This window comes from Bradyrhizobium sp. AZCC 1577 (assembly GCF_036924575.1).
GTDB lineage: Bacteria > Pseudomonadota > Alphaproteobacteria > Rhizobiales > Xanthobacteraceae > Bradyrhizobium.
In genome coordinates this window covers 2075354-2088093 of record NZ_JAZHRQ010000001.1, presented here as the reverse complement: position 1 = coordinate 2088093, position 12740 = coordinate 2075354, and the positions used below count along the sequence as shown (strand labels likewise).

At 62.0% G+C, this 12740-nt stretch carries 12 protein-coding genes and 3 pseudogenes; 7 read left to right on the top strand and 8 right to left on the bottom strand.

Annotation, left to right across the window (positions count from 1 at the left end; all coding sequences use genetic code 11):
* Positions 1 to 74: 74 nt before the first annotated feature.
* On the bottom strand, positions 75 to 1271 hold the full coding sequence (locus V1278_RS09790) for a DUF932 domain-containing protein (RefSeq protein WP_334380528.1): 1197 nt from the start codon (positions 1269 to 1271) through the stop codon (positions 75 to 77).
* A 364-nt stretch (positions 1272 to 1635) separates the two neighbouring features.
* Positions 1636 to 1947, bottom strand: a complete 312-nt coding sequence (locus V1278_RS09785) for a DUF736 domain-containing protein (protein WP_334380527.1) — start codon at positions 1945 to 1947, stop codon at positions 1636 to 1638.
* Between the two features lie 458 nt (positions 1948 to 2405).
* Here V1278_RS09785 and V1278_RS09780 point away from each other — a divergent pair, with 458 nt between their 5' ends.
* Positions 2406 to 2576, top strand: a complete 171-nt coding sequence (locus V1278_RS09780; RefSeq protein ID WP_334380526.1) for a hypothetical protein — start codon at positions 2406 to 2408, stop codon at positions 2574 to 2576.
* A gap of 80 nt (positions 2577 to 2656) precedes the next feature.
* Here V1278_RS09780 and V1278_RS09775 read toward each other — a convergent pair whose 3' ends face one another.
* The 4 genes from V1278_RS09775 to V1278_RS09760 form a co-directional block, all read right to left on the bottom strand.
* Positions 2657 to 4666, bottom strand: a complete 2010-nt coding sequence (locus V1278_RS09775; protein WP_334380525.1) for a ParB/RepB/Spo0J family partition protein — start codon at positions 4664 to 4666, stop codon at positions 2657 to 2659.
* A 628-nt stretch (positions 4667 to 5294) separates the two neighbouring features.
* A complete protein-coding gene (locus tag V1278_RS09770; protein WP_334380524.1) occupies positions 5295 to 5477 on the bottom strand; it encodes a hypothetical protein in 183 nt (60 codons plus the stop codon).
* Between the two features lie 133 nt (positions 5478 to 5610).
* The gene (locus V1278_RS09765) at positions 5611 to 6108 is read right to left on the bottom strand and encodes a thermonuclease family protein (protein WP_334380523.1); all 498 of its coding nucleotides are present in this window, start codon (positions 6106 to 6108) and stop codon (positions 5611 to 5613) included.
* A gap of 46 nt (positions 6109 to 6154) precedes the next feature.
* On the bottom strand, positions 6155 to 6649 hold the full coding sequence (locus V1278_RS09760; RefSeq protein WP_334380522.1) for a hypothetical protein: 495 nt from the start codon (positions 6647 to 6649) through the stop codon (positions 6155 to 6157).
* A gap of 342 nt (positions 6650 to 6991) precedes the next feature.
* On the opposite strand from V1278_RS09760, the gene V1278_RS09755 reads away from it, so the two are divergent.
* The 4 genes and pseudogenes from V1278_RS09755 to V1278_RS09740 all read left to right on the top strand — a co-directional run bounded on the left by V1278_RS09755 (position 6992) and on the right by V1278_RS09740 (position 10573).
* Positions 6992 to 7273 carry a hypothetical protein gene (locus V1278_RS09755; protein WP_334380521.1) on the top strand — a complete coding sequence of 94 codons (282 nt, stop codon included), beginning with the start codon at positions 6992 to 6994 and terminating at the stop codon, positions 7271 to 7273.
* A gap of 101 nt (positions 7274 to 7374) precedes the next feature.
* Positions 7375 to 8037, top strand: coding sequence for an SOS response-associated peptidase (locus V1278_RS09750; protein WP_334380520.1), 663 nt, complete (start codon positions 7375 to 7377; stop codon positions 8035 to 8037).
* A 131-nt stretch (positions 8038 to 8168) separates the two neighbouring features.
* Positions 8169 to 10213, top strand: a pseudogene (locus V1278_RS09745) (ATP-dependent helicase).
* A gap of 93 nt (positions 10214 to 10306) precedes the next feature.
* On the top strand, positions 10307 to 10573 hold the full coding sequence (locus V1278_RS09740; protein WP_334380519.1) for a hypothetical protein: 267 nt from the start codon (positions 10307 to 10309) through the stop codon (positions 10571 to 10573).
* A 39-nt stretch (positions 10574 to 10612) separates the two neighbouring features.
* On the opposite strand, the gene V1278_RS09735 is transcribed toward V1278_RS09740, so the two are convergent.
* Positions 10613 to 10795, bottom strand: a complete 183-nt coding sequence (locus tag V1278_RS09735) for a DUF3606 domain-containing protein (RefSeq protein ID WP_334380518.1) — start codon at positions 10793 to 10795, stop codon at positions 10613 to 10615.
* A 110-nt stretch (positions 10796 to 10905) separates the two neighbouring features.
* Here V1278_RS09735 and ligD point away from each other — a divergent pair.
* A pseudogene (gene ligD / locus V1278_RS09730) lies at positions 10906 to 11822 on the top strand (non-homologous end-joining DNA ligase).
* Positions 11822 to 11989, top strand: coding sequence for a hypothetical protein (locus V1278_RS09725; protein ID WP_334380517.1), 168 nt, complete (start codon positions 11822 to 11824; stop codon positions 11987 to 11989). The pseudogene ligD and the gene V1278_RS09725 overlap by 1 nt, the downstream one beginning before the upstream one ends.
* Before the next feature lie 49 nt (positions 11990 to 12038).
* Here the strand turns inward: V1278_RS09725 and V1278_RS09720 are convergent.
* Positions 12039 to 12652 (bottom strand): annotated as a pseudogene (locus V1278_RS09720) (cell envelope biogenesis protein TolA).
* Positions 12653 to 12740: the final 88 nt, after the last annotated feature.

The window sequence follows — 12740 nt, the reverse complement described above, 5'->3', positions numbered from 1 at the left end:
ACCGGATCGGCGGCGATGCGATGGGCCTGGAAGCGAGGCCGCGCAACCGGCGCCCGGTTACGCGGCCCATGTCTTCAGATAGCACGCTCCATCATGCGCTTTGCCTTGCCTTCCAGTTCAAGTCGCGTGTCCTGATGAGCCTTGCCGCGAGCAAATGCGGTAATGCCCTGCACGAAATCAAAGATGCTTTCCGGCTTGCGATTTTCTTCGCCCAAAACGGTTTCGATGATCTTCGCGGTCTCCGATTTGGAAAACCCGCCTCTGCGGAGGAAGGTCTCCTGGTCCTCGTCCGTCCGGGCAACAATCCGCTCCCGCGCAGCCTTGATGCCGGCGACGAATGGCGCGGGCGAGGAATTGGCAAAGCTCGTCAACGCGGGCGCGGCCTCATGTGCAAACCGTTGCGCGGCAAATTTCGAATGCCGGATGGTGATCTCTTCGAAATTCTCCACACCCCACAAATTACGGTTCATGCAGACGGCGCGGAGGTAGAAACTGGCAATTCCAAGCGTCTTGCTGCCCACTTCGCTGTTCCAGCAGTAAAATCCCCGGAAATACAAATCCGGCGATCCATCCGGCAAACGGCCCGCCTCGATCGGATTGGTGTCGTCGACCAGAAACAGGAAGACGTCCCGGTCGCTGGCGTAGAGCGTTGTCGTGTCCTTGGTGACGTCCACAAAGGGATTGTGCGTCATGGTAATCCAATCCATCACACCTGGCACCTTCCACCTTGTATCGCCTGTGCCATTGCCCGCGATCTTCATGACCGCGGCGACCAGTTCATGATCCCAGATGCGGCCGTAATCCGGTCCAGTCATGGCGCGAAGCTCGACGCGGCCGTTATGGGTTTCCAGAGTTTTGACGAGCTCGGCGCGGTGCGTGAGCAAGCCGTGCTGCAGGTTAATGGCGGAAAGGGTTGCCGGAAGCTGCCGCAAATACGAGGTTGGCGCGCCGACAAGGGTGCACAACTGCCCAAAACTCCAATGGGTCGGCGCCACGGGCGCGTCACGTCCCGGCACCATCAAGGCAAGCCGTTCCGAATTGTCGCGGTTCGCCTCCACCCGAATAGCCCGGCTTTCCACGGTGCGCGACTGCGCGCGCTCGGCCCTGCCGCGCACCGCTTCATAAAGGTCCGGCAGGCTCAAGAACCGCTCATCATCGGGGCGTGCAAACCATTCCGAGGAAACACGGCCAATCCGCTGGCCACGCGACACATCTACCCGGAATCCGCCGGAAACCGGCTGCTCGTTCTGCGATGGGGTCATCATGTTCATGGTCTTTCTCCTATTGGGCTGAGGTTGAAGCGCAGCGCTGCGCTGCAACCCTGCCCGTCGGCGAGACCGGGGTAGCAAGGGCATGGGCGGCCGGACGCGGAGGGGGATCACCCGCCCAAAGGGGCGCGCGATAACGCGCGCGTCTGCACGCGCTTGGCATCAACATCGTCATGAAGATCCTCGTGGCGCGGAAGACCGGGGAAACCCGTCCGGCCGGCACGCATGGCGTGCTTTACCCTTGCCCGCGCGAGGGCGGAGCCCTTAGCACCCCCTTCCAAAAAAATACTCCTCCTGCTTCCGTGTAGAGTGGTCGGAGACGCAAAAAGCCCCGCCTCCGAAGAGGCGGGGCGATGATCCCTGAGGATCAGTCGTTGCTGCGGCGGGACCAGATCAGGGTGAAGCCTTCGTCGCCCTCGACCTTCACCAGCGAGGCGTAGATCGGCGCCGGGAAGCTCGGATCGTCGAGCTTAACCGAGAGGTATTCGCGATCGGTCTCGCGGGCGGTCTTCTTCCAGGCGGCGCCGAACTCGGTGGCTCCCGCGAAGATGCGATAGTCAGGCGCCTTGTCGTTGTCCTTGTCGCTGGCGACGAACTTCGCCTTGATGTTGAGCGTCAGCGTCTTGATCGAGCCGGTGTAGCCATTGTCCGAGGCGGTGAAGGTGCCGATGTTGGCCATGGTAGTCTCCGTTGGTTGCTCGGGCCGCGCCCATCGCGGCCTCGATGGCGATCCTTGGCCCGGGGAGCGATCGGCCCGCAGCCCTTGGGCCCGCAGCGCCAGCGGAGGACGGCGTCAGCCTGCTTTTTTGTTTTCCGCGAGGAATGCCGCCCCTTCGCGGCAGGGGAAAAAAGCAGGCGTAGCCGTTGCGGGAACGCGATCGAGGCTCTTGCCGGCCCTCGGGCCTGATCAGCCATCGAGGTTGCGCTGGACGCGGCCCCTGAACGAACTGACGGAGATCACCATGGCTGTCGGCATTCCCATCGCACAAGGACGCAGGCAGACCGGTCGAGCACATGCTGACGCAGGCGCATCAACGGCGACGACGGCGCATCACAACGAGCGCAAGCGAGCCCGCTCGCAGACTTTCGCGCGGGATCGGGGGCCGCGTCGGAAGATTCAGTCCCGGAGCACGACTGATGAACTCGGATCATCCGACGAGCCCGTTCGGCAAGCTTCTCGCGTTGTCAATAAAGGTCTGCGACGTGGCAATCCTCTACTCGGCCCGGCCCAAAATGGCGTCGTCTGCGGAGATGGCGTTCTGCCTCTCCGGGTGGGGCGTGAGCGGTCGCAGCTTTGCCAACAGTTGAACCGGCCGCGCGCCAGGAAGGCGCGCGGCCGAAATTCTTGGAAGACACCGGGGCCGCTTACGCGGCCCCGGCCAGTACTCTTACTCAGCTGCTTGCGAATAGGCGTCGGAGTCTTGGACGCTGGTCGGCGCTTCGACTTGTTCCGCCGCGGGCTTGGCGGTCCTCAACAATGAGGGCAGCCAATCCGTTGGAGCCAACAACTGCTCGGCCGCTTCCGCCATGTCGAGCTTCTTCATGTCGACCATCCGTTCCGCGGCCTCATCGCTGATGCCTTCCCGCACGGCGTCCAGAATGCGCGCCTTGGTGACACGTCCGAAATAGCTCCGCATGGTCGGCCGCCAGTAGCCCGTCATGTCCAGCGAGACTGCTTCGGCCAGACGATCCGCGGTCCCCACGGCGCGGGGCCTGCGATCCCACGGCAATCTGACGGCGTTGACCGTCAGGGCGACGCAATGCGCGAACAGTGCCAGCCGGCTATCGTGATCTAAATCGGACACGAAGGCCCAAAGGTGGGAGGCATCGCGGGGTATCTGCCGTGCCCAATTGGCGTGACGATCCGCCCACGCCTTGCCGCTCGGGGTATCCTCGATCCCCTCAGCATGCCCAGCCAAGTCAGCCTTGACGGGCTGGATGCCGACGACATGCACGTCTGCACCGAGATAGAAGATTTGCGCAGCCAGGGCATGGGTCGCCGCGACAATGGCCACTTCCGGTTGCTCGCTCAAATTGAGCCGCAGCCCCAAGGTGCGGTGGGCCGTAAGATCGCGGACGAGCGTGTCGGACAGCGGACGGTCGTCATCTTCTTCTTCGCCACTCTCTTGCTCGCCGTCCCCGCTCTGCACGGGGGCGCCATCTGCACCCTCCTCGCCCGGCTCCGAATGACCCGGCTCCTCGGTTTCCGATTTCGGCCTCTCGTCCTCGGATCGGATGAAACCGCGCTCGATCCGTACCGTGCCGTCATGATTGAGGATCACGAAGGCACCGCCGCGGGCGATGTCGTCGGGATCATAGGCCTGACGCCTCGCTTCCAGCCGCTCGATGTCGGCCTCAAGCTCGCCAAAGCGAGCGTCCACCTCGTCCGGAAGTTCCTCGGCCGTCTGGTGCTGTTCGGTGAGACGGTCGAATTCCGCCTGCGCAGCTTTGAGGGCGGTTTGATCTTCCGCCGACAAATCCACCGGGTGCGGATAGGTTCGCCGCATTCCGTGGGCGTGCGGGAAATCCAGATGCGCTTCCGTCCATTTCCAGCCCTCGGCTTCCCGCAACGTGTCGGCCTCCCGGCCAAGTTTTGCTGTCACCAAGAGGTCGAGCAGTGCGACATCCTCCAGATAGCCGCCACGGTCCTCGGTGAAGAGGTCCCGCAGAACCGTGCCGCCTGCCTCCGTGTAGGTCTCGATCCCGACAAAGCGCGCGCGGCGGTCGGTGGCGGGAACGTGGGTCTCGGTGAGCAGACGGCGGATGGTGCTGGCGTCGCGGTTGTAGGATAGCCGCTCAAAGACGCCCTCTTGCCGACCGTGATCGGCGGTGATGGCAAAGGCCATCAACTGATCAAGGGTCAACTCGCCATCGCGATAGACCAGCATCAGCTTCGGGGAAACCGCGGCGAGCCGCAGGCGCTGCCGCACCACATGCGGCGTCACGCCAAAGCGGGCTGCGATTTCCTCTGCGCCAAAGCCTCGCTCATCGGCGAGCTTCTGGAAGGCCTCGAACTGGTCGGCGGGATGCATGTTTTCCCGGGTGACGTTTTCGTCAAGGCTGATCTCGTGCGGATCGTTCTTGGTATCGACCACGCAGCGGATCGGCTCGGTTTTCTTGATCCCTTTCCGCTTCGCCCGCAGAAGCTGGGCGAGCCGCCTGCCTTCGCCGATAGTCACGAGGTAGAACCCGGTGGCAGCTCCTTCCGCGTCCAACTCCGGTTCGACCACAAAGTTTTGCAGGATGCCCTTGGCGGCGATGCTCGCCGCTTTGGCCTCGATTGCCGCCTCGCTGTGCGGCATCTTGCGCGCATTCTTCGGCGACTTCTTGAGCTTGTTGAGTGGAATAAAGATTTCCGTGCCGTTCTCAGGAATGGCTTCAACGTACTTGGCCGACATGATTTCTCTCCTTTGCTTTCATGGGAGCAGGCGCACTACGCGCCTGCGCCCCTGCCCGTCGGCGAGACCAGGGGTAGCAAGTGCCAGGGCGACCCGGGCGGAGGGGGATCACCCGCCCGAAGGGCCGCTTCGTGAAGCGGGTCTGCACAAGCGCATGCCGGGATTTCGAAAGCTGAGGATTCGAAGAAGCGCGGAAGACCGGGGAGACCGCCCGGGTCGGCGCCGGCACACGCCGGCGCTTCACCCTGGCGCGCGCGAGGGGCAGAGCCCCTTAGCTTCGTGCGAAAGAGGAGACCCGTTGGTTGATGAAAGTTAATCCTGCAAGGAGAGAAAGGCAGCCGACGAAGGGCAGTGATAGCGACGCGGGCATGCAATGCCCGCGGGCACCGAGGCAACTGCAGTCGCGAGACCGGTTAACAAGGCACCCGCGTTCGGGGCAGTGATAGCGGCGCCAGCATGCAATGCCGGCGGCCCCTAACGCGAGAGCCTCCGGCGAGCGACACCGTACTCGCGCAAGGGATCGACGCCGGACGGCCGAGACGCGTCAGCGGCTCGGTTCACGAGAGCCCGGTCCGCGCTAGCGGATGCGCACAAGCAGAAGAATCCGCTTAGACTTGAGTCAGAAGATCTAGATTTCCTCTCGCGCGTTCGTCTGCGCGTCATAAATCCGGATCTGAAGCATGGGAAAACGCTTCTTGAGCTCTTCTCCACCTGCCTTGGCACCGTCTCGGGTAGCAAATTCGGTTTTGGGTCGGCCGTCCACCTCAAGCGCGTAACCAGAGGCCGGCAGTTCACGGGTGGCGGCAACCATTTCGTTCCTTTGTGCAGTGAGGTGGTTGAGATCGATGGGTTAGCGTGAGTCGCCCAAACCACGCCAGAGCCACCTGCGCGACTGTGGGAATCGACCATCGCACTGTGCATTGGCGCTTCGCATTGGAGTTCCATCAAGGATGAGCATTTGCGTCGTCCGAACAGTCGGAGGGCTTTCCGCTTGTACGGATGCAGGCGCGATAGAGCCACGGCTCGACGTAGCTGCCCTTCCAGATTCCGCGGCCGCCGTGTTCGGCGTCGCGCTGAGCGCCATCATATCGGCCTTTGGAGTATTGGGGCCAATCCAGCGCCAGGCCCTTGCGCACAAGCCATTCGCCGAGGTCGGTGCCGCCGGCTGAACAGGTCGCAATTGTCCGGCCATATGCGTCGAAGCTAACTGGCGAGCAGCTAACCGGACGCCGGGCAATGAATGCGTCGAGGTCCTTTGCTGCCTGCGCACCACAACGATATTGCGAACTGTCCTCGCCGCGGCATAGCTGGCTGCTCTCCGGCGCGTCGACACCCCACAGCCGGATTCGCGTTCCTTGAATCTCCAGTGTGTCGCCATCAACGACACTGGCTCGACCAACAAAGTCATCAGCCAGCGCCTCGCCTGAGAAGAGCAGCAGCATCAATACGAGTATCCGCCGTTTGATCATGGTGTTGAATACCCATCGATTATCGCATATCGCGCGGATTGAATTTCGGCCAGTTCTCAAGCGGCTTCAGTGACGGCAGATTCTCAGGCCGCTCAGGATAGTGAAACTCCGTGCCGCGCAGCCAGTGCCCCTCGAACCGCTCCCAGAACAGGATTGCATCCATCTGCCAGGTAAACTCGTAGACTCTCCAAACGCCGTCATTTTCAATCACCTCGCCGGTCGCATTCAACGGCAGGCTGTTCAACCGGCAGAGTGCGTAGATTTCGTCCCAGTGCTCGCGGATGTAACGATCTTCGAGCGCGACGTGGTATGGCCGATCTTGCCGCCAGCGCGGTCCGCCGCCACGCGGATAGAAGCCCTGGCGCGGCATCATGAATTCGGGAATGCGCGAGATCGCCTTGCCGATGCGGCGGGCCTCATCCGAGGATAGCTTGCTGACGCCGAAGCTGTAGCGCTGCGCGTCATCACGGCAATAGAGCCATGCCAAGGTCACGCCGTTGGCGTCCTTGACCACGTAGCATTCCGAATTTTCCCGGATCAGCGTCCAGGGCGGCTTGAAACGGCGGCTTGACTCCATGAGAACAAAATAGGAACATACGCCATCGACGGTCAACCTGGAACAGGGCCATGTCCTCGGTCTCTCAGCCGAACGAACAGGACGATGGCCTTGAAGCCGCCGTTGACCAGGCAATCGCCGTCTGCGACGGCGATCCGCGTGCGGCTGTCCGCGCGCTAATCATTGCGAACAATCTCTTGGAATCGGAGCTAGCGGAGTTGAGGAAGGCCGTATCGCATGCTTACACGCGCGGACGCTTTCGGACCTTCACAGGATAGAGTCAGGTGTGGTGAAATAGCGATGAAACATCAGGACACGCGGTCTTTCATCACGGCTGACCAAGCCGAGCAGATGGGAGCCGACATGGCGATCCAATTCATGCTCATGACGCTATTTCAGCTCGTGTCGGAAATGGCGGATGACCCCCGTGGCTTCCGTACGCATGTACATGGGGAACTCACCGATCTCGTGGCGAGCTATAAGCTGCCACCGATGCCTGAGGATACTGAGCGAAAGGTTCGAGCCGGCGCCGGCAAGATTCTCGACGGCATCATGATGCGGTCATTTGAACAGAACGGGTGAGGAAGTCATCGTGACGGCTGGACATGCAGACCAAGTGATGTTCGGTCACTCGGAGCACCGCGGCCTGGCGACGTCGTTACCCGTTGAGAGCGACCGCTGAAATGTGCAATCTGTATTCGATCACCACGAACCAGGCGGCGATTGCCGGCCTGTTCAGACGCATGAACCAGTACGTCGGCAACCTGCCGCCGATGCCCGGTGTTTTTCCGGACTATCCAGCACCCGTAATTCGCAGCGCCAGCGATGCTGAAGAAATGGTCCTGATGCGCTGGGGCATGCCGCCGCCACCAAGGACCGGCGGCCCCCCGGTAACCAACATTCGCAACACGTCCTCGCCCCACTGGGGCGGCTGGCTGAAGCCGGAGAACCGATGCCTTGTGCCGGCGAACAGCTTCGCCGAGTACGCGCCCGAGATGAACCCGGAGACCAGGAAGAAGGACGTCGTCTGGTTTGCACTCGATGACAGCCGGCCGCTGTTCATGTTCGCCGGCATCTGGACCGAGTTCAAGGGCGATCGCGGCACGAAGTCGAAGCCGATCCCCGGCCCTCACCTCGTCTATGGTTTCTTGACAACATCACCGAACGCCGTCGTCGAGCCGATCCATTCAAAGGCCATGCCGGTGATCCTGACAACCGAGGAAGAACGCGAGGTCTGGATGCGCGCTCCGTGGGATGAGGCGAAGGCGCTGCAGCGCCCTTTGCCTGACGACGCGCTGAAGATCGTCCTGCGCGGCGAAGACAAGGAAGACAAGGCGGCGGCTTAGCCCCGTATGCATAGAGCGCTGGAACGCAGGGAGGGACTGAAGGACGCTCTCTACTGGGGTCAAAGCGTGGATGATCTCATTGCGATTTGAGCGAGAATCATCGAGCGTGCAGTTCTAATAGGGGGACGATCGTGCTCGCGTCGACGGCCACATCATATCTTGAGGCGCTCAACCCGGAACAGCGTCGAGCCGTCGAGCACGGGGTCGCCGCCGACTGTCATGTCGGAGCTCCCCTGCTGGTCATCGCGGGCGCAGGATCCGGCAAGACGAATACGCTTGCCCACCGCGTTGCTCACCTCATCGTCAGCGGCGCTGATCCTCGTCAGATATTGCTGATGACATTCTCGCGGCGCGCGGCGTCCGAGATGGCGAAACGGGTCGAGCGGATCGCCCGGAAAGTTCTCGGCGCCAATGCAGGCATCATGACCGACGCGCTAAGCTGGGCCGGCACGTTCCATGGTATCGGTGCCCGACTGCTTCGCGAATATGCCGACCAGATCGGCCTCACGATCGCGCGGACCTGATGAATCTGGTCAGACACGAGCGCGGGCTCTCAAAGACCGAGAGCCGCTTTCCTGCCAAAGGGACGTGTCTTTCGATCTATTCACGCTGCGTCAACGCTGAGGCCGAACTGGACCAAGTGCTCGGAGCGTCTTACCCGTGGTGCGCCGGCTGGAGCAATGAACTCAAGGAGCTTTTCGCGGCGTACGTCGACGCCAAACAGAAGCACAACGTTCTCGATTACGACGATCTCCTTCTCTATTGGGCACAGATGATGACCGACGCAGGCATTGCCGACGACGTCGGCGGCCGTTTCGATCATGTCCTCGTCGACGAATACCAGGACACAAACCGCCTGCAATCATCGGTTCTGCTGGCGTTGAAACCGGGAGGACGCGGCCTCACGGTAGTCGGCGACGATGCGCAATCGATCTATTCCTTCCGCGCCGCCACCGTGCGCAACATTCTCGATTTTCCCGATCAATTCAGCCCGAGGGCAGAAATCGTCACCCTCGACCGCAACTACCGTTCGACGCAGCCGATCCTCTCCGCCGCAAACGGCGTTATCGATCTCGCCAGGGAGCGCTTCACCAAGAACTTATGGACGGAGCGCACGTCGTCAGTGAAACCTCGCCTGGTCGCAGTACGAGATGAGGCAGACCAGGCGCGGTACGTCGTCGAACGCGTCCTCGAGAATCGCGAGGAGGGCTTCCTCCTCAAACAGCAGGCGGTGCTCTTCCGCACCTCGTCGCACAGCGGGCCGCTGGAAGTCGAACTCACCCGTCGCAACATTCCGTTCGTGAAGTTCGGCGGACTGAAGTTTCTTGACGCCGCGCACGTCAAGGACATGCTCGCGCTGCTGCGGTTCGTCGAGAATCCCCGCGATCGCGTCGCCGGTTTCCGCGTGTTGCATCTGTTGCCGGGTATCGGCCCTGCTTCCGCGCAGCGTTTCCTCGATCACATGGCGGAGGCCGCCGACCCGCTCGGCGCGCTTTGTACGCTTCCCTGCCCGCCGCGCGCCAGCGACGGTTGGGCCACCTTTGTCGAAACGATCGGAAACCTCAGATATTCGGAATGGCCATCGGACCTGGAGCGTGCCCGCCTCTGGTACGAACCACATCTCGACCGTATCCACGAGGACGCCGAAGTCCGGCGCGCGGACCTCATTCAACTTGAACAGATAGCCAGCGGATATCCTTCACGCGAACGCTTCCTGACGGAACTCACCTTGGATCCTCCGGACGCGACCAGCGACCAGGCCGGTGTGCCGTTGCTGGACGAGGACTATCTGATCTTGTCGACCATCCACTCGGCCAAGGGCCAGGAATGGAAGTCGGTGTACGTCCTCAACGTGGTCGATGGCTGCATGCCGTCCGACCTGGGAGCCGGCACCTCCGCCGAGCTCGAGGAGGAGCGCCGCCTTCTCTATGTCGCGATGACGCGGGCGAAGGACGATCTCCATCTGGTGGTGCCGCAGCGGTTCTTCACGCACGGTCAGCACTCACAGAGTGACCGGCACGTTTATGCATCGCGAACCCGCTTCATCCCCGAGAAGCTGCTCGGCCTGTTCGACCGCACGAACTGGCCGACTGCATCTGCAGACGGTGCTGCACGCCGCCCAAGCCAGGGGCCGCGAATTGACATCGGAGCTCGCATGCGAGGGATGTGGCGCTAGAGCTTCGTAGATAAGTACTACGATTTTGAATCCCTGCGACAGGGACGAGGAACAACCGCCGGCCATAGCGATTCCCTCGGCAGGAGCCCCACTATGCTTATGACGAAAGAGCGCCCATCTGCGATCCGGACGCTGCGTGGCTGGGCCGTCTCGGTGCTGCAGGAAGCGGGCGCTATCCACGAGTGCGAGGAGCACGGCTGGGGGCAGGATCGCGCCGACCCGCACGCCCGGAAGCGCGCCCTCGACATCGCCCGCCAGGATCCGCCGGACGGACTCTCGGGGACAGAGGCGGTCGCCGAAATCGAAGACGTATTAGCATCGATCGGCGACACCTGCCCTGAATGCCCGCCGGACTGCTAGGGACCCGGCGCCGGGGAAATCGACGCCAGGCAAGTTGGCCTAGCGTCCGAGCCCCTTCTCGACCCTCTTTCGGCTGTTGCCGACCTTCTTGACGGCCTTCTTCACCGCAGCCGCCGAGCGCCCGGTCTTTTTCGACTCGTATCGTAGCTCGTAGTTCTGCCGCCCTGCCACCCGGGCCCTGTCCTGCTTCCGCCCGCGGGCCGTCTTCTTCGCTGTCGCCATCGGCTCTCCTCCTTTGTGACGAGACGACCATGCAACGCCGCAAGGATTCGCCGGTTCCGGAACGATTCGAACTGTGCCACTTTGAATCACCTGTAGCGTGGAGTTCGTGAGTGGCGTTTCAGCGTCGAAAAACGGCGGCAATTGGCGTCAAGGCGCCGCTGCCTGGCTTCATCGAACCGGCATTGGCCTCCTCGGTCGAGAAGGTGCCGAGCGGATCCCGATGGATTCACGAAATCAAGTTCGACGGCTACCGCGTCCAGGTCCACCTCGCAAACGAGACCGTGACCGTCTTCACCCGTCGCGGAAATGATTGGACCAAGCGCTTCCGGAAGATCGCCAGTGACGCCTGGCACATCAAGGCGGGCTCGGCGATCATCGACGGCGAGGTCGTAGTGCCGGCGGCCAATGGTGCAACCGATTTCTCCGTGCTGCAGAACGAGCTCAAGGGCACCTCGACCAGGATTGTACTGATCGCCTTCGACCTGCTCTACCTGAACGGCAGAGACCTCCGAAAGCTGCCGCTCTTTGAGCGCAAGGCCGAACTGAAGAAGATCATCGCCGGGACCGACGTGCACTTCAGCGAAAGCTTCGAGATCGAGGGGCGCGAGATGTTCGCGCACGCCTGCAAGATCGGGCTTGAAGGCGTCGTTTCCAAGGTTCGCGACAGCGTGTATGCGAGCGGTCGAGGAAACAATTGGGTCAAGAAGACCTGCGCGCAACGCGAGACTCCATTGCCGGATATGCACTCGATAAAGGCAAGTGGGATGGCATCTACGTCGGCCGCCGAAAGGGTGCCGATCTGATCTACGCCGGGAAGGTAGACCATGGTTTCGACAAGACGTCAGCCACTGACCTTCAGAAGCGACTGAAGCCGCTGATCCGCAAGACGCAGCCTTATGCAAAGCGGACCGCGCACAAGGGAATCTGGGTCGAGCCAAAGCTGCTGGCCGAGATCGAGTACCGCGCGAAGTCGGCGGAGGGCAAAGTCCGCCATCCCTTCTTCAAGGGACTTCGGGAGGATCTGTGATGGACGCTTTTGACCGCTTCTGGCAGTGGGCCACCAAGCCCTTGGAAAGTCAGCTGACGATTCCGGCCGAGCTGCATCGAGCGGTCATGGAGCTTGCTCCTGAGGCCCGACGAGACCGCGCCGCGGTGAACCAAGCCGCAGCACGCGTGCTGGATCCCGAACGATGAACGCTTGAAGGGGACCGCTGGCCTTCACGCGTGGGTGCAGCCACAGAAACTAACCCCGCGCGCGCCGCAAGGCGGCTTGCAATCGCTCTTTCTCCTTATCCCAGCGGGCTTCTTCGGTTTGCGATCTCTTCTCAAGAGCCTCGACCTCGGCCTGGATGGCGGCCGACCGCTTCGCGTGATTCTGCTCGGCCTTGTCCAATGCTGCCTGTGCCTTGTCGACCGCCTGCTGACGGCGTTCACGCTCCTTCTGCCTTGCGGCCTCCTCCCTCGCCCGTTCAACATCGCGGCGCTTCTGTTCGCGTTCGTAGGCGAGAGCGGCCTTTCGCTCCGCAGCCTCGTCGACAGGGCGAGAAGAAGGCTTCTTCGCCTTTGGGCCTTTCGACTTGCGGGCGGCTTTCGTTGATCCGCCGGCACCAAGATGGGTGGGCAGTTCAGCATGCTCGCTGAAAGGTCGGTCGGATCCGACCGGGCGCCTGAGAACGATGCCGGGCTTTGCCATGGTCGCGGCGATGATATCCGGATCGTGGCTTCCTTCGCAGCGCCTTGGTGGAAGAGATTGCTGTCTGCGCCCCACGCTTCCAGAGCCGCTTTCATGGAGGGAGCGGCGATCGCCAGATCGAAGAAACCTAGCGAAGTCTGGTAGGTCTTGAGTTTTCTGGCCATCGGTCTGATCAGCCCTTCCCGTTCGATAGTCAATGTCACGCACTCTGGGATTTGCCGCGGCGTCTGACGGAACATGCCATGGATTTGA

What these genes read in the sequence shown, in the direction of transcription:
- V1278_RS09775 (WP_334380525.1), bottom strand. Translation starts at nt 4,666, where the DNA reads ATGTCGGCCAAGTACGTTGAAGCCATTCCTGAGAACGGCACGGAAATC.
- V1278_RS09755 (WP_334380521.1), top strand. Translation starts at nt 6,992, where the DNA reads ATGAAACATCAGGACACGCGGTCTTTCATCACGGCTGACCAAGCCGAG.
- V1278_RS09735 (WP_334380518.1), bottom strand. Translation starts at nt 10,795, where the DNA reads ATGGCGACAGCGAAGAAGACGGCCCGCGGGCGGAAGCAGGACAGGGCC.
- V1278_RS09725 (WP_334380517.1), top strand. Translation starts at nt 11,822, where the DNA reads ATGGACGCTTTTGACCGCTTCTGGCAGTGGGCCACCAAGCCCTTGGAA.
- V1278_RS09765 (WP_334380523.1), bottom strand. Translation starts at nt 6,108, where the DNA reads ATGCTGCTGCTCTTCTCAGGCGAGGCGCTGGCTGATGACTTTGTTGGT.
- V1278_RS09780 (WP_334380526.1), top strand. Translation starts at nt 2,406, where the DNA reads ATGAACTCGGATCATCCGACGAGCCCGTTCGGCAAGCTTCTCGCGTTG.
- V1278_RS09750 (WP_334380520.1), top strand. Translation starts at nt 7,375, where the DNA reads ATGTGCAATCTGTATTCGATCACCACGAACCAGGCGGCGATTGCCGGC.
- V1278_RS09740 (WP_334380519.1), top strand. Translation starts at nt 10,307, where the DNA reads ATGCTTATGACGAAAGAGCGCCCATCTGCGATCCGGACGCTGCGTGGC.
- V1278_RS09770 (WP_334380524.1), bottom strand. Translation starts at nt 5,477, where the DNA reads ATGGTTGCCGCCACCCGTGAACTGCCGGCCTCTGGTTACGCGCTTGAG.
- V1278_RS09785 (WP_334380527.1), bottom strand. Translation starts at nt 1,947, where the DNA reads ATGGCCAACATCGGCACCTTCACCGCCTCGGACAATGGCTACACCGGC.
- V1278_RS09790 (WP_334380528.1), bottom strand. Translation starts at nt 1,271, where the DNA reads ATGAACATGATGACCCCATCGCAGAACGAGCAGCCGGTTTCCGGCGGA.